The sequence below is a fragment of the Mesorhizobium sp. B2-5-3 genome, from assembly GCF_006441005.1.
GTDB lineage: Bacteria > Pseudomonadota > Alphaproteobacteria > Rhizobiales > Rhizobiaceae > Mesorhizobium.
In genome coordinates this window covers 260400-278387 of record NZ_VFUS01000002.1, presented here as the reverse complement: position 1 = coordinate 278387, position 17988 = coordinate 260400, and the positions used below count along the sequence as shown (strand labels likewise).

The window sequence follows — 17988 nt, the reverse complement described above, 5'->3', positions numbered from 1 at the left end:
CGCCCAAAAAGACCACGTCGTGGACTCACAAGAATGATCGACATGGCGCTTGAAACGGCAGTGAGATGCAAGGAGAAGCGCTGCGCCGGGATTCGTCCCCCGGGCGGAGCGGTTCGGCAGCTCAAGGCCGGTTCGGTGCGTTTCGCATGCTCGCTCGGACGCATGAGCTCATGGCCAAACAAGGAATTGAAATGCCCCAAACACGCAAGATCATCATCGACACGGATCCTGGCCAGGACGATGCCGTGGCCATATTGCTGGCGCTTGGCAGCCCCGAGCTGGAGATCGTCGGCATATCAGCCGTAGCCGGCAACGTGCCGCTGAAGCTTACCGAAAAGAACGCCCGCAAGATCTGCGAACTGGCCGGCCGACCCGACATCAAGGTCTATGCCGGCGCCGTCCGTCCGCTGGCGCGTGAACTGGTTACGGCCGAGGCGGTGCATGGCCAAACCGGCCTCAACGGGCCACAATTGCCCGAACCGACGATGAAGCTGCAGGATAAGTACGCCGTCGATTTCATCGTCGAGACGCTGATGAAGGAAGAGAGCGGCAGCATCACGCTGTGCGCTCTCGGGCCGCTCACCAATATCGCGCTGGCGCTGATCCGCGAGCCGCGGATCGCGCCGCGCATCAAGGAAATCATCCTGATGGGCGGTGGCTTCTTCGAAGGCGGCAATGTCACGCCGGCGGCCGAATTCAACATTTATGTCGATCCGCACGCGGCCGAGGTGGTGTTGAAATCCGGCATTCCGATCGTGCTGATGCCGCTCGACGTCACCCACAAGGCGCTGACCACCGCCAAGCGCACCCAGGCCTTTCGCAAGCTCGGCACCAAGGTCGGTACCGCAACGGCCGAGATGCTGGAGTTTTTCGAGCGTTTCGACGAGGAGAAATACGGCACCGATGGCGGGCCGCTGCATGACCCCTGCGTCATCGCCTACCTGTTGAAACCGGAGCTGTTCAAAGGCCGTAACTGCAATGTCAGCGTGGAAACCAGCTCGGAACTGACCATGGGCATGACCGTGATCGACTGGTGGGGCGTCACCAAGCGGGAAAAGAACGCCAAGGTGATGGGCGACATCGACCATGACGGCTTCTTCGCGCTGTTGCTGGAACGGCTGGGGCGGCTTTAAATCCGCCTCCTTACCCTCTCCCCTCGCGGGAAAAGGCGGCCTCGCGAAGGGAGGTCGGATGAGGGGTGTTCCGGGGAACGCCGACGCCTCACTCCGTCACGCACCCCTCAACCATCTCGGCGCTGCGCGCCGATCCACCTTCCCCCACAAGGGGGAAGGAAAGGCGGCGGTGCTCACTTCGACCGTGAAAACGCCAGCCACAGGCCGCCGCCGATCATGAAGCTGCCGCTGATCCTGGACAGGAGCTTGACGCGGCGGGCGGACAGGATGCGACCGGCGCGGCCGGCGGCCAGCGCATAAGTCGAATCCGACATGGCGGCGAAGATCATGGCGGTGAGGCCCATGACGGCGATCTGCAGCGAATAATTGCCTTGCGGCGCGATGAATTGCGGAAAGAAGGCGCCGAAGAAGATCAGCGTCTTCGGGTTGCTGAGCGCCACCAGCAGGCCCTGCACGAAAAAGCCGCCGCGCGGCTTCCGCGCCGTTCCGTCGGCATTCAGCTTGCCCTTGGACCGGAACATCTGCACGCCCATCCAGATCAGGTAGGCGGCACCGATCAGCCGCACCCATTCGAACCAGTGCCCCATGCCCGATATCAGCGTGTTGAGGCCGATGCCGACGATGGCGATCATGACCGCCAGGCCGGCCTGCGTGCCGGCGACATTGGCCAGGCCGGCGCGGGAGCCATGACGGATGCTGTTGGCGATGATCAGCGTGACCGTCGGCCCTGGCACCAGGATGATGACGACGCACGCAAGGACATAGGCGGCATAGAGTTCCAGCGACATGATTTTTCCCTCGGGCAGAATGCCGCCTGTGCGGCGCCACAATCAATGCATGGCGGCGATGCCGGTGCAAGCCGGCACATGGAGCCGCGCGATACGCAGATGCACCGGATTCAGGCGCCGGACGGCCACGGCAGTGTCGTCTCATAGGCCGCCGCCGCCTTCAGCACAGCCATGTCGCCACGCGGCCGGCCGATCAGTTGCATGCCCATCGGCCGGCCTCTGGCGTCGAAGCCGACCGGCACGCTGACGGCCGGGCAGCCGCCCATGGTGGCGGGCGCCGAAACCTGCATCCAGCGGTGATAGCTGTCCATCGGCCGGCCGGCGATCTCGCGCGGCCAATGGGTGCCGACGTCGAACGGAAAGACTTGCGCGGTCGGCAATGCAATCAGGTCGAAGCGGTCGAACAGCGACAGCAGCGTCCGGTACCAGGACGTCCGGACGACCGAGGCGGCGCGAATCCGAGGCGCCGTCAGGAGTTGCGCGTTCTCCACCTCCCAGACGGCTTCGGGCTTCAACAGGGCGCGCCTGGCGGGATCGTCATAATGCACTTTCAGCGCGCAGCCGCTGCTTGCCTGGCGCAACGTCACGAAGGCCTGCCACAAGGCCTCGAAATCAAAATCCGGCACCAGTGCCTCGGCCTTGAACGAGGCCTGCCCGAAGCGGTCGAGCGCGGCTCGGCAGAGCTCGAGGATGCCGGGCTCCATGGGCAAATGCCCGCCCAGATCACCGAGCCAGGCGACACGGCCGCCTTTGGCGGGCACATGCAGGCCTTCGAGGAAGGAGCCTTGTTTCTCATAGGACAAGGGTGCGCGCGGATGATAGCCCGCCTGCACGTCGAGCAGCAGCGCCATGTCGCCGACATTGCGACCCATCGGCCCATCGACGCCCATCTGGGCATGAAAGACCTCGACGTCCGGGCCGCCGGGGACGAGCCCCTGCGATGGCCGGAAACCATAGACATTGTTCCAGGCGGCTGGATTGCGCAACGAGCCGCCGAAGTCGCTGCCGTCGGCGACGGGCACCATGTCCAGCGCCAGCGCCACCGCGGCGCCGCCGCTCGAGCCGCCGGCGCTCAAATCTGGATCAAAGGCGTTCAGCGTCGGGCCGAACACGGGATTGTAGGTGTTGGAGCCGAGGCCGAATTCGGGAACGTTGGTCTTGCCGATGATGATGGCGCCGGCCTTGCGCATGCGCTCGACGAAGAAATCGTCCTCCTGCGGCACGAAATCGGCGAAGATCGGCGAGCCGAAGGAGGTGCGCAGGCCGCGGGTCATTGCGAGATCCTTGACCGCGATCGGCAGGCCGAAGAGCGCACCGGCCCGGTCCGGACGGGCATCGGCTGCGTCGGCCTCGCGCAGGATATCGCTACGATCGCGCAAGGAAACGATGGCGTTGACGAGCGGGTTGACGGCTTCGACGCGGTCGAGGAATGCCGTCACGACCTCACGTACCGAAAGTTTCCTTTGCCGGATCGCGTCGGCCAGTTCGACGGCAGACAGGCGGCAGATGTCGCCGGCCGGTGGCGCGGCATGCTTTGTCTGGGGGCGCATTCTGTCGTCTCAGCGGGATTTCAGGAGTGCCTGGTCGACATCGGCGGCCAACGGGATGGCCGGCTGGGCGCCCGGCTTCAGGCATGCCAGCGAGCCGGCCGCGCCGGCCCGGGCGAGCGCCTGTTCGAGGGGCAGGCCCGACGACAGGCCGGCGGCGAAATAGCCGCAAAAGGTGTCGCCTGCACCAACCGTGTCGACCGGGGTGATCTTCAATGCGGGAACCGTCAGGGAATCGGTCGGCGTCGCCGCCATCACGCCGTCGCCGCCGAGCGTGACGACGATGGTGCGGCCGGTTTTCCCGGCAAAGTCGCGCATCCGTGCCGCGTGGTCGCGCCCGCTCAGCGACAGCACCTCGCCATACAGGTCGAACTCGGTCTCGTTGGCGACGACATAGTCGGCCTTGCCGAGTAAGCCGGCCGCGTCGCGATGGAAGGGTGCGGTGTTGAGCACGGTGACGGCACCGGCCGCGCTTGCCTGATCGAGCGCGGCTTCGACGGTCGCAAGCGGGATCTCGTGTTGCAGGAGCACGACATCGCCTTTTCGGGGGAAGGCCTTGGCCAGGTCGCCGGGCAGCACCGAGGCGTTGGCACCCGGCACCACGGCGATAATGTTCTCGCCATCGTCGCCGACCATGATCAGCGCGGTGCCCGTCGAGGCAAAAGTTTCGCCCACGCCAGACAGATCCACCTTGGCCTGGCGCAGCAGCGCCAGGGCCTCGCCGGCGAAACTATCCTTGCCGACGGCTCCCACCATGCGCACCTTGGCGCCGGCGCGCGCGGCGGCCAACGCCTGGTTGGCGCCCTTGCCACCGGGCGCGGTGGCGAAACCGGAGCCGCTCACCGTCTCGCCAGGGCTCGGCAAGCGGTCGACATTGGCAATAAGGTCGAGATTGATCGAGCCGACGACGATGATCAAGGAATGCCTCCTCATGAATGAGCGGGAAGCTATCCTGTAAGATCGTTGCTTTCCAGTGCATGCCGATATGGCAAGCGCCGCGGTGCCGCGTCATGCGAGTCAGCGGGGCGTCGTCGTTTTCCACGTGGCAATGCCGGCGGAAGTTGCCGGCGTTCCCGATTTCAAGAGGTGACCTGTCCAGCCTCCCAGCCCAGAATGGCGCGCTTGCGGGTCAGGCCCCAGTGGTAGCCGGTGAGGTCGCCGGATTTGCCGATGGCGCGGTGGCAAGGCACCACGAAGGAGAGCGGGTTGGCGCCGTTGGCGGCGCCGACGGCGCGGCTGGCGCTCGGCGCGCCGATGCTGGCGGCAATCGAGGAATAGGTGCGAGCCTTGCCCATCGGAATCTGGAGCAAGGCCTCCCAGACGCGAACCTGGAAGTCGGTGCCGATCATCACGACATGCAGCGGCTGGTCCGGGCGCCACAGCGTCGGGTCGAAGATGCGTGCGGCGTAGGGACCGGTCGCGGCCATGTCCTCGACATAGACGGCATTCGGCCAGCGGCTGGACATATCGGCGAAAGCGGCGCGTTCCTCGCCCGGATCGCTAAAGGCGAGGCCGGCAAGCCCGCGGTCGGTGGCCATGATCAGGGCGGTGCCGAATGGCGAGCTATGATAGCCATAGCGGATGGTGAGCCCGGCGCCGCGCGTCTTGTAGTCGCCCGGCGACATCGCCTCATGGGTGACGAACAGGTCGTGCAGCCGGCCGGGGCCGGACATACCGAGCTCGAATGATGTTTCAAGCAGCGGCATGCCGGAATCGAGCAGCCTGCGGGCATGGTCCAGCGTCACCGCCTGCAGGAAAGCCTTGGGCGAAAGGCCGGCCCAGCGTGTGAACAGCTTCTGCAGGCCGGTCGGCGTCTCACCGACCTCCTCTGCAAGCTCCTCGAGGGAAGGCTGGTCGCGATAGTCGAGGCTGATCTTCTCGATGGCGCGGCGCACGATTTCGTAGTCGCTGCCTTCGGGCGTGATGTCCTTCTTGAGGACTGCTGTCTGTGTACTCATGGGACTTCTCCTTGAGCCGGAATATCAGCCCTTGGGGCGCCGATCGCCACCCGAAACTTGCCTTCTTGCGGCGCATACCCAGATAAACTCTGGTTTTCGGGCCCAGGAGTCGCCATGGCGGGTGAAAAGGTAAATCTCGCCGGCGCGAAAGAAACCTTGCTGATGACGCTCTACGGCAAGGCGCTGGAAAGCCGGATGCCCCATTCGCTGCTTGGGGATCGTTTCGCCGACGAGGCGGTGCGCAAGATCGACTATGATTTCTCAAGGCTCAAGGTCGACAGCAATCTCGGCATCGGCCTGGCGATCAGGGCAAAGACGCTGGACGTCCGCGTCGAGGAGTTTCTGGCCAGAAATCCTGATGCCATCGTGCTGCATCTGGGGTGCGGGCTCGACACGCGCATCTTCCGGGTCAATCCGCTACCAGGCGTCGACTGGTTCGATGTCGACTATCCGGAAGTCATTGAACTCAGGCGCAAGCTTTACCCGCCGCGCGACCGCTATCGCCTCATCGCTTCGTCGGTAACAGAGCCGGACTGGCTGGCTGAAGTGCCCCGGAACCGACCGGCCATCGTGGTGGCGGAGGGGCTGACGCCCTATCTCCCGGCCGAGGAAGGGTTCCGCCTGTTCTCGCGCCTGGTCATACATCTTGCCGGCGGCGACCTGATTTTCGACGCTTACAGCGGTTTCGGCCTGAAGCTGCTGCGCCTCAATCCAGCGATCAGGGCGACAGGCGCCGAGGTCCACTGGGCGATCGAGGATCCGCACGAACTGGAACTGGCTGTCCCGAAGCTCCGATTCATCGAAGACATCCCGGCCTATGGACCTGAACACGCCGCCCGCATGGGCTGGCCCGCGCAGCTGTTCGTTCGGCTTTGGAAATACATTCCCGCACTGCGCAAGATCGGCAGGCTTTTGCGCTATCGCTTCTGAAACGTCGTACCCTTGTTCGACGCGGTCCGGACGCAAGCTGTTCGGCTAGCGCGCCTTGGCGGTGGCGAGCGCACGTGAAAAGGCGGTGGCGAAGCTTTCGCGGGAATCGGGGTCGAGAAAGCCGCCGATCGCCACGTTTTGTCCCTGCGCCTCGACCGCCATCCGGGTGATGCCGATTTCGGCGTGACGGGCGACCGAAAAGCGCGCCCAGAACGGGTTGAAGCGGTGCGCTTCCGATTTTCCCGACGGCGCGGTCTTGCGGATATCGAGGCTGGTGCGCGAGATCGACACCTCCTCGCGGGCGCGGGCGGCACGGTAGTTCATGCGGAAGGCAATGTAGACGGCGACAACGTCCAGACCGAAGAAGCCGAAAACCGGCCAGGCGCCGCGCGACAGGAAAAAAGCCCCGGTCACCAGCCAGCCGAACAGCAGCGCGACCATCAGCACGGCGAAGCCGGTCTTGCCCAGCGACCGGTGCGGGGTCAGCAAGGCGCTGAAGAAGGGTTCGTCCGCCTGGAACGAGGCATTTGTGTCGTTCATATCTGGATATTATAGGAAGGAAATGGCAAGCCCCAAGTCCAAAGTACCCGCACAATCCGAAAAGAAGCCACCGCCTGGACGGCGCGACGGCTCGAACGCCAAGCCGAGCCCCAGGCCGGCCCGATGCAGAACGCTCTACAGTCCGGCGGAGGTGCACGAGATTTTCCGGCGCTTTGCCGTCCAGCGGCCGGAGCCGAAGGGCGAGCTCCAACATGTAAATCCCTTCACCCTGCTGGTGGCCGTCGTGCTGTCGGCGCAGGCGACCGACGCCGGCGTCAACAAGGCGACGCGGGCGCTGTTCAAGATCGCCGATACGCCGCGCAAAATGCTGGATCTGGGTGAGGCCAGGGTCGGCGACTATATCAGGACCATCGGTCTGTGGCGCAACAAGGCCAAGAACGTCATCGCGCTGTCGCAGGCATTGATTCGCGATCATGGTGGCGAGGTGCCGGACAGCCGGGACGAACTGGTCAAATTGCCGGGGGTCGGGCGCAAGACCGCCAATGTCGTGCTCAACATGGCCTTCGGCCAGCACACGATGGCCGTTGACACGCACATCTTCCGCATCGGCAACCGCATAGGACTGGCGCCCGGCAAGACGCCCGACCAGGTCGAGCAGGGGCTGTTGAAGATCATTCCCGACGAATATATGCGCCACGCGCATCACTGGCTGATCCTGCATGGCCGCTACGTCTGCAAGGCGCGCAAGCCGGATTGCCCGGCCTGCGTCATCGCCGACCTCTGCAAGGCGCAGGAAAAGACGACCAGCGTGCCGGCGCCGCTGGTCGAGATCGCTCCGCTCGAGGAAGCGAGCGGAATTCAATAAGTTAACTCTCCTCCACAAACACCTCTTCGCGCTTCTTCTTGACCGCGGGCAGGAAGACGATGACGAGCACGGCGAGCGCGATGAGGAGCAGGCCGGCGCTGATCGGTCTCGTCACGAAGGCGCTGGGATCGCCACGCGACAGAATCATGGCCCGGCGGAGATTTTCCTCAAGCAGGGGGCCAAGCACGAAGCCGAGCAGCAGGGGCGCGGGTTCGCAGCGCAGTTTGGTCAGGAGATAGCCGAGGAAGCCGAAAAAGGCGACGGCGTAGAGGTCGTAGACATTGGTGTTGACGCTGTAAACGCCGATCGAGCAGAACGCCATGATGATCGGGAAAAGCACGTAATAGGGGATCGTAAGCAGCTTCACCCAGAGCCCGATCAGCGGCAGGTTCAGGACGATCAGCATCAGGTTGCCGATCCACATGGAGGCGATGATGCCCCAGAAAAGCGCCGGCTGTTCGGTCGCGACATTCGGGCCGGGCACGATGCCCTGGATGATCATCGCGCCGATCATCAGCGCCATGACCGGATTGGCTGGAATGCCGAGCGTCAGCATGGGGATGAAGGAGGTCTGCGCGCCGGCATTGTTGGCCGATTCCGGCCCGGCGACACCTGCGATCGCGCCCTTGCCGAATTCTTCGGGGTTTTTCGATACGCGCTTTTCGACCGTGTAGGAGGCAAAGGCCGCGAGGATCGCGCCGCCTCCCGGCAGGATGCCGAGCGCTGAACCGATGATCGTTCCGCGCACGATGGGCGCCGCCATGCGCCTGAAGTCGTCGCGGGTGGGCATGAGGCCGGAAACCTTTCGGATCATCACCGAGCGCTCATGCTCGTTTTCGAGGTTGCGAAGGATCTCGGCGATGCCGAAGACGCCGACCGCCACGGCGACGAAATTCAGCCCGTCGGCATATTCGGGGATACCGAGCGTGAAGCGCGGCGTGCCGGTGTAGATATCGGTGCCGACAATGCCGAGCAACAGACCGAGCACGACCATCGCCAGCGCCTTGACGATCGAACCGTGCGCAAGCGCGACCGACGAGACGAGGCCGACGACCATCAGCGAAAAATATTCGGCCGCGCCGAACTCCAGCGCGATCGAGGTCAGCGGCGGGGCGAAGATGGCGACGAGGAAGGTCGACACCGTGCCGGCGAAGAACGAACCGATCGCCGCGATCGCGAGTGCCGCGCCGGCGCGGCCGTTCCTGGCCATCTGATAGCCGTCGATCGCCGTGACGGCCGAGGACGATTCGCCGGGCATGTTGATGAGAATGGCCGTGGTCGAGCCGCCATATTGCGCACCGTAATAGATGCCGGCGAGCATGATGAGGGAGGAAACCGGGTCGCCGATCTGAAAGGTGATCGGCAAGAGCATGGCGATGGTCGCGGTGGCGCCAATCCCGGGCAGGACCCCGATCAGCGTGCCAAGAAGGACGCCGATCAGGCAGAATCCAAGGTTCGTCAGCGATGAAGCGGTCGAAAAGCCGAGCGCCAGATTGTCGAGGAGCTCCATGCTCATCTCCTCACAATGGCAGCCATGGGCCAAAGCGCCGGAACGGGAGGCCGAGCGCGTAGCTGAAGACGAGGAATGCAAACAGGGTCAGGCCGGTCGACAGCACGAACGCAGTCAGCGGTTTCATGCGGCCGCTGGCGAACGATGCGATCAGCGCCGTCAGGAAGATAGACGGAATGAAGCCGAGGCCGCGCACCGTCAGGCCGAAGAAGATCGGAGCGGGAAGGATAAACAGCGAGCCGCGCCACGCAATGTAGCCGATCGGATCGCCCTCGAATCGCATCGCCTGGACGAGGATGACGAGGCCAAGCAGGATCAGCACGATCGCCAGCACCAGCGGGAAATAGCCCGGCCCCATGCGGAAGGCGGTGCCGATTTCCAGGCCGAGCGACTGCAACGCGAAAAATGCGCCGAAAACGATGAACAGCGCAGCGCATATGCCGTTCGTCCTGTCGATTGCGAAAGCCTTCATGACATTCCTCCCAAGCTGCGGGCGCGCGACGATACCGAAGCGAAAACGGGGCGCCGGCGGCGCCCCGTTCAAAACTCAGTCGGCGTATTGGCCGGCGGCTTCGATGATCGGCTTCCAGCGCGCGATCTCGTTTTCCAGCTTGGCCTTCAGCGCGGCCGGCGTCGCGTCGGCCTGCGGCGACGGCCTGGTGCCGAGCTCGGCGAAGCGGGCGGCGACGTTCTCGTCCTTCAGCGCGACCTGCAGGGATTTCGACAGCCGTTCGGTGATCTCCGCCGGAGTGCCCTTGGGGGCATAAAGACCGTGCCAGATGCTGACCTGCACGTCGGGAAGGCCGGCTTCCGTCGTCGTCGGGACATCGGGCAGCACATCGAGGCGCTCCGGCGAGGTGACGGCGTAAGCCTTGATCGTGCCGCCCTGGATCTGCTTGGTGGTGTTGGTCGTCTGGTCGCACATGATGTCGACCTGGCCGCCGAGGAGATCGGTCATGGCCGGGCCGGTGCCCTTGTAGGGGACGGTGACCAGCGGCGTCTTGACAGCGCTCATGAACAGCATGCCGCAGAGATGCGAGGCAGCACCTATGCCGGCATTGGCTACGGTGACGCTATCCTTGTTGGCCTTGGCGTACTCGACCAATCCCTTCAAATCGGCCGGCTCGAGGTCCTTTCGGCCAACGATGGTCATTGGCACCTCGGTGACGAGGCCGACATATTCGAAGGCGTTCAGCGTGTCGTAGGCGAGCTTTCGGTAGAGTGTGGCACTGGTGGCCATGCCGATGTGATGGAGGAGCAGGGTGTAACCGTCCGGCTCGGCCTTCGCGACGCGGCCAGCGCCCAGCGTGCCACCGGCGCCGCCGACATTCTCGACGATGACCTGCTGGCCGAGATCCTTGGACATGGCTTCCGCGACAAGACGCGTGACCGTGTCGGTCGGGCCGCCGGCCGCAAACGGCACCACGACGGTGATGGTGCGTTCGGGATAGGTTTGCGCGCCTGCGGCGACGGGATAAAGCATGACCGCCACGGCGGCAGCCAGAGCGGCGACAAATCTTCTCATCGTGATTTCCTCCCAGAGCTTAAATCTTCAACCGCTGCGCGGAGTTCTCCTCGACACCGGCTGCACGGGTACAACTAGGGCAGGCTAACAGATTGCAATCGTACTCAAATGGCAAAGTGCTGATATCCGCAACCGTTCTGGCTTGCGATCCATGAGGCGGCCGGACCATCGGAGGAACGACTGCCCCGGCTGGATCGGGGCACGCCAAGCGCGCGCCGTCTGTCTGGAAGATGATCCGTCCTGGCCTGGCCCTTGCACGCGGCCGGTGATTTGCTAGGTGCTTTGCAGGTTTGAGCGAGGGCGACCCATGAACCATCACGACACAAGCGGCGTTCCGGTGATCGAAACGACGCGCGCCGTCCTGCGAGCGCACCGGCTGGAGGATTTCGACGCCTATGTCGCCATGTGGGCCGATCCGGTCGTCACCCGCTTCATCGGCGGCAGGCCGCGCACGCGAGAAGAGAGCTGGATGCGCTTCCTGCGTCACGCCGGGCTCTGGTCGCTGCTCGGCTACGGTTTCTGGGCGATCGAGGACAAGGCGACGGGCCGTTTCGTCGGTGAGGCCGGGTTTCACGACCTCAAGCGCGATATGGAGCCGCCGATAGAGGGCATTCCGGAGGCCGGGTGGGCGCTCGCTCCGGCCGCCCACGGCGCCGGCCTCGCCACCGAGATCGTCAGCCGCGTGCTTGGCTGGGGCGACGAGACCTTCGGACGTGGCAAAACCGTCTGCATCATCGATCCCGAAAACACCGCTTCCTTGAACGTGGCGACGAAGTGCGGCTACCGGGAGGTGGCGCGGACCATCTATCACGAAACCCCGACCATCCTGCTGGAGCGGTTGGCCTGAGCACTCGCCAAGTGCCTAAAGCGCGCGGCGTCGAAACGGATTCATGCGCTGCGCTTAGCTTTCTTGTTTTACGTCGTTCTCCCAAAGCCGAGGTCCCTTTGGGCGGCATGCATTAGCGGTCGTTCCGCAAGGGCGTCGAAATGATCCGAGAACGCCGTCTGCTCCTGATAACCGCGCCGGGACTGGCATTATCCGTTTGCACCGCGGCTTCGCGAGCCGCTTCATCGAGCATCGCGGCATCCTCGCCGAAGGCGCGGGTGGCACGGGCCGCCGCCTCGAGCAGCGGCCGCCGCATGCGCCGCAGGAAGGCCGCGTCGACGCGTGTGCTCGGGCCGGCCAGGGTCAAGGCGCCGAGCAGAACCCGCCCCGGCCCGAACACCGGCGCCGACAGGCCCGCCGTCTGCGGGTCGCGGTCGCCGATAGCGAGGCAGTTGCAAGTCTTGCGGATGGTTTCGTAGGGTTCGCCCGGCTGTCCGGAAAACGCCGCCAGCACACGCCCGCCGGAGCCCACCAGCAACGGCAGGACGTCACCCTCGCGGATCGTATAGCGGATAGGATGCTTGGACTCGACCCGGTAGAGACAGGTGCGCACGTCTCCCGAGCGGACATAGAACGCAACGCTTTCCCAGCTTAGCTCGCAGAGGTCGCGCATGATCGGCAGCAGGATGTCGACCGCCACGACTGACCGCTGATAGAGCGCGCCGAGCCGGAAGCTGGCCGGTCCGATGCGGTAGCGGCCGTCGTCCAGGCGCTCGAGCAATTGTCCGCGCAAAAGCGAATTGGCCAGGCGCAGAATGGTGCTCTTATAGAGGCCGGTTCGGGCCGCGATCTCGGAAAGGCTGAGCGAGCGGTCCGCCGTGGTGAATGCATCGAGGATGGCAATGGCCCGGTCAAGCGCGGCAACACCGTCGGCTGACGCGCTCCGGATTTCGATGCCAGCTGGTTTGCCTGCCGAATTCATTGGTCCCCAGTCGAACAAAGGTCGAGCGGCGCGATTGTGTCGCGCAGCTCAAGCATTCTGTCCAGCAGAATATCGTTCCTGTTGACGGAACGCGGTAAAGTCTGCTTGAACTCAAGCACGGGTCTGGTTTCAGGCGCGTTTTTGGCGGGCACCGGAGGAGGTGTCGTGATTTGGAGGAATCCCATGCTGAACAGACGCAAATTTTTGATGAGCACCGCTGCCGCGGGGGCCGCCGGGCTGGTGGCGTCGCGTCTTTCTCCCGCCTTTGCCCAAGGCACGCCGCAGATCCAGATTTTCGTGCCGGCGGCGCCCGGTGGCGGCTGGGACCAGACCGCGCGCACGATGGACCAGGTGCTGCGCAGCGAGAAGCTGATCTCCGGCTCGCAGATCACCAATGTCGGCGGCGCCGGCGGCACGGTCGGGCTGCCGCAATTCATCAGTCAATGGAACGGCAAGGGCAATTCGCTGATGGTCGGCGGCATGGTCATGGTCGGCGCCATCATCGCCAACAAGGCCGCCAATAATTTGACGCAGGTCACGCCGATCGCCCGGCTCACCGGCGAGTTCGAAGCGCTGGTGGTGCCGGCGGCCTCTCCGTTCAAGACGGCCGCCGACTTCGTCGCCGCGCTTAAAGAGGATCCGACGAAGGTTCCCGTCGCCGGCGGCTCGGCCGGCGGTTCGGACCATATCCTGTTCGGCCTGATCGCCAAGACGGCGGGCGTGCCGGCGACAAACCTGTCCTACGTGCCGTTCGCGGGCGGCGGCGAGGCGCTGTCAGCGCTGCTCGGCAACCAGGTGGCGGCGGGCATTTCCGGCTTTGGCGAGTTCTCCGAACAGGTCAAGGCCGGGGCGCTCAGGCTGCTCGCCATTTCCGCCGACAAGCGGCAGGAGGGCATCGATGCGCCAACGCTGAAGGAAGCCGGCATCGACGTCGAACTGTTCAACTGGCGCGGCGTCTTCGCACCCCCCGGCGTCTCCGATACCGATAAGGCGGCGATGATCACGCTGGTCGAGACCATGGCCAAGAGCGATGCCTGGGCCACGGAATGCAAGAACCGCAACTGGACGCCCATCCTGCTCACCGGCGACGACTATGCGAAGTTCCTTGCCGAGGATACGGCTCGCATCGAAGCCATCCTCAAGGATCTCGGGCTCGCCTGATTTCCCTGAAGGGGGCGGGTCCATGGTCCGCCCTTTTTCCTCCCGCCGTTCGCATGGACATGCGATCCACCGGGGATGAAGATAGGATAAAAGCCGGCTGTGAGACGCCGGCTGTCTTGGGAGGACATTCATGAGCACCAGCGACCAGCAGGCTGCGTCCTCGCGCCTTGCCAAACCCGAACTGCTGATCGGCATCGGGCTTCTGGCCTGTGCCGGGGCGGTCGCCTGGCAGACCTTGGCGATCCCGGTGTCGCCGCTCTACTCCAAGGTCGGCCCGACCGTCTTTCCCTACCTCACCATGTTCGGCCTGGTGGTTCTTTCGCTCCTGCTCATCGTCGCCGCACTGCGCGGCGGCTGGCAGCCGGAGGAGGAAAAGGAGACGCCGACCGACTGGAAGGCGATGGGCTTCGTCGTCATCGGCCTTGTCGCCAACCTGCTCCTGATCCAGCCGCTCGGCTTCACCGCGGCATCCGTCATCATGTTCGTTCTGGTCTGCTACGGCTTCGGCAGCCGGCATACGCTGCGCGATGCGCTCACTGGCCTCGTGCTGGCGCTGGCCGCCTATTTCGGCTTCGCCAGGGCGCTCGGCGTCAATATCGGCGCCGGTTTCATCGAGAACCAGCTGAATACGGTAATCGATGCGTTCACCAGCACGCTGAGGGGCTGACGCCATGGAAACGCTAGGCCATCTGGCACACGGTTTCGCCGTCGCCTTCACTCCGGTCAACCTTCTGTGGTGCCTGCTCGGCACCACGCTTGGCACCGCCATCGGCGTGCTGCCCGGCCTCGGACCGGCGCTGACCATCGCGCTGCTTCTGCCGATCACCTACCAGGTTGCGCCGGAGGCCTCCTTCATCCTGTTTGCCGGCATCTATTACGGGGCCATGTATGGCGGCTCGACGACCTCGATCCTGCTCAACACGCCAGGCGAAAGCGCTACCATCGTCACCGCGCTGGAAGGCAACAAGATGGCCCGGTCCGGGCGCGGCGGCGCCGCACTTGCCACCTCGGCGATCGGCTCCTTCGTCGCCGGCACTCTCGGCACGCTGGGCGTCGCCTTCCTGGCGCCTATCGTGGTCAGGTTCGCGCTGGCCTTCGGCCCGGCCGAATATTTCTCGCTGATGGTGCTGGCCTTCATCACGGTTTCGGCGGTGCTGGGCTCGTCCTCGGTGCGCGGCTTGACCAGCCTGTTCGCCGGCTTTGTTATCGGCATGATCGGGGTCGACCTGCAGACCGGCCAGCCGCGCTTCACCTTCGGCATGACCGAACTGCTCGACGGCGTCGACGTCATCATCGCCGCCGTCGGCCTGTTCGCCGTCGGTGAGACGCTCTACATGGCCTCGCGCCGTTATGCTGGCAAGGACGAGATCGTGCCGCTGAAGGGCTCGCTCTATATGACGGCGGCCGAATGGAGGCGCTCGTGGAAGCCCTGGTTGCGCGGCGCCGCGATCGGCTTCCCGATCGGCGCCATGCCGGCCGGCGGCGCCGAGATCCCGACCTTCCTGTCCTATGCCATCGAAAAGAAGCTTTCGAAGCACAAGCAGGAATTCGGCACGGTTGGCGCCATCGAGGGGGTAGCCGGTCCGGAGGCCGCCAACAATGCCTCGGCCGCCGGCGTGCTGGTGCCGATGCTGACGCTCGGGCTGCCGACCTCGGCGACGGCGGCAATCATGCTTTCGGCCTTCCAGAGCTACGGCATCAATCCAGGCCCGCTGCTTCTGACGACACAAGGCAACCTGGTCTGGGGACTGATCGCCAGCCTGTTCATCGCCAACGTCATTCTCGTCATCCTCAATCTGCCGCTGATCGGGCTTTGGGTGCGGCTGCTGAAGATCCCGGCGCCGCAGCTCTATGCCGGCATCCTGGTTTTCGCCACCGTCGGCACCTACGGCATTTCGCAGTCGCCGATCGACCTCGCCATCCTCTATCTCCTGGGTGCTGCCGGCTTCCTGATGCGGCGCTTCGATTTCCCGACCGCGCCCGTCATCATCGGCATGATCCTGGGACCGCTCGCCGAAACTCAATTCCGCCGCGCCATGACGATCTCGAACGGCGACTGGTCGGTGTTCTACAAGCACCCGCTGTCGCTGACCCTGCTGACGCTGGCCTTCATCGGCCTGGTCGGGCCGCATATCTGGGCCTACATCGAACGCCGCCGATTGCGGGGGCCGGAGCATGTGCCGGGCGATGCCTGATCGATTTGAAGTGACATGACAGACCTGCTTTCCGGCATTCGCGTGCTCGACCTGACCAACGTCCTGGCCGGGCCCTACTGCGCCTACCAGTTGGCGCTGCTCGGCGCCGACGTCATCAAGGTCGAGGCGCCGCAAGGCGGCGACCTGGCGCGACAGCTCGGCGGTTCGCCGGAACTCAACCAGGCCGGCATGGGAGCTTCGTTCCTGGCTCAGAATGCCGGCAAACGCTCCGTCGTGCTCGACCTCAAGAAGGAAGCCGAGCGCGAACGCTTCCTCGACCTGGTCGCCAGCGCCGATGCGCTGGTGGAAAACTTCCGCCCCGGCGTCATGGACCGGCTTGGCCTCGGTTACGAGGCGCTGAAGGCGGTTCGCCCCAGCCTTGTCTACTGCGCGATATCGGGCTTTGGCCAGACCGGGCCGATGCGCGACAATCCGGCCTATGACCAGATCATCCAGGGCCTTTCGGGCATTATGAGCATCACCGGCACGCCGGAGACGGCACCCTTGCGGGTCGGCTATCCCGTCGCCGACACGCTGGGCGGACTGGTCGGGGCCTTCGCCATCGTCTCGGCGCTGGTAAGGCAGAAGACGAGCGGCGAGGGTGCTTTTCTCGACGTGTCGATGCTTGAATGCACATTGTCGGCGCTTGGCTGGCCGGTTTCCAACTATCTGACGGCCGGGGTCGATCCCAAGCCGATGGGCAATGAGAACATGACGGCGGCACCGTCGGGCGCCTTTCGCACCGGCGACGGTCTGCTCAACATCGCCGCCAACAAGCAGGAGCAGTTCGTAACGCTTTGCCGGCTTATCGAACGGCCGGAGCTGGCGTCGGATCCACGCTTTGCCGAGCGCGAGACGCGCAAGCGGAACCGTGCGGCGCTGAAGATCGAGATCGAGGGGGCCCTGGCGAATGGCCCGGCGGCTGCGTGGGAAGAAAAACTGAACCGCGCCGGGGTGCCGGCGGGCAGGGTGCTGACGATCCCGCAAGTGCTGGCCGAACCGCAGGTGCTGGAGCGCCAGATGACCAGGGCTTTCGACGGCGTGGCTGACATGGAGAGACCGCTGACGGTTCTGCGCGGCGGCTTCATGGTCGATGGTACGGCTCCATTGCCGGCCTCCCCGCCACCGGCCCTGGGCGAGCACATGGACGAAGTTTTCGCCGGCCTGTCGCCCCGAGCGAAGACAAAGGCACTCACATGAACGAGCAAAAGACGATATGAGTGAGCAAAAGACGGGCCGCGAGCGTGCAGAGGAGTGGTGGCAGACCGGCATCATCGAAATGCGGCCGGGCGTCATCCGGCTGCGCGGCTATGAAATCCAGGACCTGATCGGCCGCGTCAGCTTCCCGGCTGTCATCTGGCTGATGCTGCGCGGCGAATTGCCCAGCGAGGAACAGGCCGCGCTGCTCGGCATTGCGCTGGGCGCCGCAGTCGACCACGGGCCGCAGGCGCCGTCGATCGCTATCGCCCGCATGGCGGCGACCTGCGGTGTCGGCATCAACAGCGCCATGGCTTCGGCCATCAACGTGCTTGGCGACGTCCATGGCGGCGCCGGCGAGCAGGCGCTTGCCTTCTATGGCGACATTGCCGCGGCGCTCGATGGCGGCACGACGCTGAAAGAGGCTGTCTCGGGGCGGCTTGACCGGTTCTTTGCCGGGGAAAAGGGCTACGTGCCGGGGCTGGGCCATCGCTTCCATCCGGTCGACCCGCGCGCGCCGCGCCTGATGGAACTGACTCGGGAGTTTGCCGCGCGCGGCGTGATCCATGGCCGCTTCGCCGATATCGCCGAGGCGATCGAGGCGGAGGTCGCGCGGCGCAAGGGCAAAAAGATACCGCTCAACATCGATGGCGCGACCGCCGTCATTTACGGCGAGCTCGGCTTTCCGCCACCGCTAACGCGGGGGCTTTTCGTGCTGTCGCGCTCGGTCGGCATCCTGGCGCATGCCTGGGAACAATCCCAGCAAGCCGAGCGGAACAAAGGTCCGCTGCCACGCGAATGGCTGTGGGCCTATGCCGGGACGCCAGTGCGACCGCTCCCCGAAGAGGACGGCGCCGGGGCGTGAGGCCT

At 64.8% G+C, this 17988-nt stretch carries 18 protein-coding genes; 9 read left to right on the top strand and 9 right to left on the bottom strand.

What is annotated here, in order from left to right:
- Positions 1-191: 191 nt before the first annotated feature.
- Positions 192-1133 (top strand): nucleoside hydrolase, encoded by a 942-nt coding sequence (locus FJ867_RS05945; RefSeq protein WP_140816779.1) that lies wholly within the window; start codon positions 192-194, stop codon positions 1131-1133.
- A gap of 173 nt (positions 1134-1306) precedes the next feature.
- On the opposite strand, the gene FJ867_RS05940 is transcribed toward FJ867_RS05945, so the two are convergent.
- From FJ867_RS05940 to FJ867_RS05925, 4 genes are all read right to left on the bottom strand, one after another.
- The gene (locus FJ867_RS05940) at positions 1307-1921 is read right to left on the bottom strand and encodes a LysE family translocator (RefSeq protein ID WP_140522507.1); all 615 of its coding nucleotides are present in this window, start codon (positions 1919-1921) and stop codon (positions 1307-1309) included.
- Between the two features lie 110 nt (positions 1922-2031).
- Entirely contained in the window at positions 2032-3471 is a 1440-nt protein-coding gene (locus FJ867_RS05935; RefSeq protein ID WP_140816777.1) for an amidase, read from the bottom strand.
- Positions 3472-3480: 9 nt separating this feature from the next.
- Positions 3481-4386: a ribokinase gene (locus FJ867_RS05930; protein WP_140513751.1), complete on the bottom strand. Its 906-nt coding sequence runs from the start codon at positions 4384-4386 to the stop codon at positions 3481-3483.
- A 161-nt stretch (positions 4387-4547) separates the two neighbouring features.
- Positions 4548-5426, bottom strand: coding sequence for a bifunctional helix-turn-helix domain-containing protein/methylated-DNA--[protein]-cysteine S-methyltransferase (locus FJ867_RS05925; RefSeq protein WP_140500187.1), 879 nt, complete (start codon positions 5424-5426; stop codon positions 4548-4550).
- 114 nt (positions 5427-5540) lie between these two features.
- Between FJ867_RS05925 and FJ867_RS05920 the strand changes: the two genes are divergently transcribed.
- The gene (locus FJ867_RS05920) at positions 5541-6356 is read left to right on the top strand and encodes a class I SAM-dependent methyltransferase (protein ID WP_140500186.1); all 816 of its coding nucleotides are present in this window, start codon (positions 5541-5543) and stop codon (positions 6354-6356) included.
- 45 nt (positions 6357-6401) lie between these two features.
- Here FJ867_RS05920 and FJ867_RS05915 read toward each other — a convergent pair whose 3' ends face one another.
- A complete protein-coding gene (locus tag FJ867_RS05915; RefSeq protein WP_140500184.1) occupies positions 6402-6896 on the bottom strand; it encodes a DUF2244 domain-containing protein in 495 nt (164 codons plus the stop codon).
- Positions 6897-6918: 22 nt separating this feature from the next.
- Here FJ867_RS05915 and nth point away from each other — a divergent pair, with 22 nt between their 5' ends.
- On the top strand, positions 6919-7722 hold the full coding sequence (gene nth / locus FJ867_RS05910) for an endonuclease III (protein WP_140816775.1): 804 nt from the start codon (positions 6919-6921) through the stop codon (positions 7720-7722).
- Between the two features lies 1 nt (position 7723).
- Here the strand turns inward: nth and FJ867_RS05905 are convergent, their stop codons facing one another.
- The 3 genes from FJ867_RS05905 to FJ867_RS05895 form a co-directional block, all read right to left on the bottom strand.
- Entirely contained in the window at positions 7724-9232 is a 1509-nt protein-coding gene (locus FJ867_RS05905) for a tripartite tricarboxylate transporter permease (protein WP_140513750.1), read from the bottom strand.
- A 10-nt stretch (positions 9233-9242) separates the two neighbouring features.
- Positions 9243-9704, bottom strand: a complete 462-nt coding sequence (locus tag FJ867_RS05900) for a tripartite tricarboxylate transporter TctB family protein (protein WP_140496398.1) — start codon at positions 9702-9704, stop codon at positions 9243-9245.
- 75 nt (positions 9705-9779) lie between these two features.
- Positions 9780-10757, bottom strand: coding sequence for a tripartite tricarboxylate transporter substrate-binding protein (locus FJ867_RS05895; RefSeq protein WP_140584278.1), 978 nt, complete (start codon positions 10755-10757; stop codon positions 9780-9782).
- Positions 10758-11064: 307 nt separating this feature from the next.
- Between FJ867_RS05895 and FJ867_RS05890 the strand changes: the two genes are divergently transcribed.
- A complete protein-coding gene (locus FJ867_RS05890; RefSeq protein WP_140584279.1) occupies positions 11065-11604 on the top strand; it encodes a GNAT family N-acetyltransferase in 540 nt (179 codons plus the stop codon).
- Between the two features lie 112 nt (positions 11605-11716).
- Here the strand turns inward: FJ867_RS05890 and FJ867_RS05885 are convergent, their stop codons facing one another.
- The gene (locus FJ867_RS05885; RefSeq protein WP_246675019.1) at positions 11717-12565 is read right to left on the bottom strand and encodes an IclR family transcriptional regulator; all 849 of its coding nucleotides are present in this window, start codon (positions 12563-12565) and stop codon (positions 11717-11719) included.
- Between the two features lie 183 nt (positions 12566-12748).
- Here FJ867_RS05885 and FJ867_RS05880 point away from each other — a divergent pair, with 183 nt between their 5' ends.
- The 5 genes from FJ867_RS05880 to FJ867_RS05860 all read left to right on the top strand — a co-directional run bounded on the left by FJ867_RS05880 (position 12749) and on the right by FJ867_RS05860 (position 17983).
- Complete coding sequence (locus tag FJ867_RS05880) at positions 12749-13726, top strand: tripartite tricarboxylate transporter substrate-binding protein (protein WP_140513746.1); 978 nt, start codon at positions 12749-12751, stop codon at positions 13724-13726.
- A gap of 130 nt (positions 13727-13856) precedes the next feature.
- Positions 13857-14393: a tripartite tricarboxylate transporter TctB family protein gene (locus tag FJ867_RS05875; protein ID WP_140816774.1), complete on the top strand. Its 537-nt coding sequence runs from the start codon at positions 13857-13859 to the stop codon at positions 14391-14393.
- 4 nt (positions 14394-14397) lie between these two features.
- Positions 14398-15921: a tripartite tricarboxylate transporter permease gene (locus FJ867_RS05870; RefSeq protein WP_140556474.1), complete on the top strand. Its 1524-nt coding sequence runs from the start codon at positions 14398-14400 to the stop codon at positions 15919-15921.
- A gap of 15 nt (positions 15922-15936) precedes the next feature.
- Positions 15937-17121 carry a CoA transferase gene (locus tag FJ867_RS05865; protein ID WP_140522488.1) on the top strand — a complete coding sequence of 395 codons (1185 nt, stop codon included), beginning with the start codon at positions 15937-15939 and terminating at the stop codon, positions 17119-17121.
- Positions 17122-17137: 16 nt separating this feature from the next.
- Positions 17138-17983 carry a citryl-CoA lyase gene (locus FJ867_RS05860; protein WP_140560259.1) on the top strand — a complete coding sequence of 282 codons (846 nt, stop codon included), beginning with the start codon at positions 17138-17140 and terminating at the stop codon, positions 17981-17983.
- Positions 17984-17988: the final 5 nt, after the last annotated feature.

Bases quoted from the DNA above. Each gene is read 5' to 3' on its own strand.
- FJ867_RS05935 (WP_140816777.1), bottom strand. From the start codon at position 3,471: ATGCGCCCCCAGACAAAGCATGCCGCGCCACCGGCCGGCGACATCTGC.
- FJ867_RS05875 (WP_140816774.1), top strand. From the start codon at position 13,857: ATGAGCACCAGCGACCAGCAGGCTGCGTCCTCGCGCCTTGCCAAACCC.
- FJ867_RS05945 (WP_140816779.1), top strand. From the start codon at position 192: ATGCCCCAAACACGCAAGATCATCATCGACACGGATCCTGGCCAGGAC.
- FJ867_RS05905 (WP_140513750.1), bottom strand. From the start codon at position 9,232: ATGGAGCTCCTCGACAATCTGGCGCTCGGCTTTTCGACCGCTTCATCG.
- FJ867_RS05895 (WP_140584278.1), bottom strand. From the start codon at position 10,757: ATGAGAAGATTTGTCGCCGCTCTGGCTGCCGCCGTGGCGGTCATGCTT.
- FJ867_RS05915 (WP_140500184.1), bottom strand. From the start codon at position 6,896: ATGAACGACACAAATGCCTCGTTCCAGGCGGACGAACCCTTCTTCAGC.
- FJ867_RS05940 (WP_140522507.1), bottom strand. From the start codon at position 1,921: ATGTCGCTGGAACTCTATGCCGCCTATGTCCTTGCGTGCGTCGTCATC.
- FJ867_RS05890 (WP_140584279.1), top strand. From the start codon at position 11,065: ATGAACCATCACGACACAAGCGGCGTTCCGGTGATCGAAACGACGCGC.
- nth (WP_140816775.1), top strand. From the start codon at position 6,919: ATGGCAAGCCCCAAGTCCAAAGTACCCGCACAATCCGAAAAGAAGCCA.
- FJ867_RS05860 (WP_140560259.1), top strand. From the start codon at position 17,138: ATGAGTGAGCAAAAGACGGGCCGCGAGCGTGCAGAGGAGTGGTGGCAG.
- FJ867_RS05900 (WP_140496398.1), bottom strand. From the start codon at position 9,704: ATGAAGGCTTTCGCAATCGACAGGACGAACGGCATATGCGCTGCGCTG.
- FJ867_RS05885 (WP_246675019.1), bottom strand. From the start codon at position 12,565: ATGAATTCGGCAGGCAAACCAGCTGGCATCGAAATCCGGAGCGCGTCA.
- FJ867_RS05870 (WP_140556474.1), top strand. From the start codon at position 14,398: ATGGAAACGCTAGGCCATCTGGCACACGGTTTCGCCGTCGCCTTCACT.
- FJ867_RS05880 (WP_140513746.1), top strand. From the start codon at position 12,749: ATGCTGAACAGACGCAAATTTTTGATGAGCACCGCTGCCGCGGGGGCC.
- FJ867_RS05925 (WP_140500187.1), bottom strand. From the start codon at position 5,426: ATGAGTACACAGACAGCAGTCCTCAAGAAGGACATCACGCCCGAAGGC.
- FJ867_RS05920 (WP_140500186.1), top strand. From the start codon at position 5,541: ATGGCGGGTGAAAAGGTAAATCTCGCCGGCGCGAAAGAAACCTTGCTG.
- FJ867_RS05865 (WP_140522488.1), top strand. From the start codon at position 15,937: ATGACAGACCTGCTTTCCGGCATTCGCGTGCTCGACCTGACCAACGTC.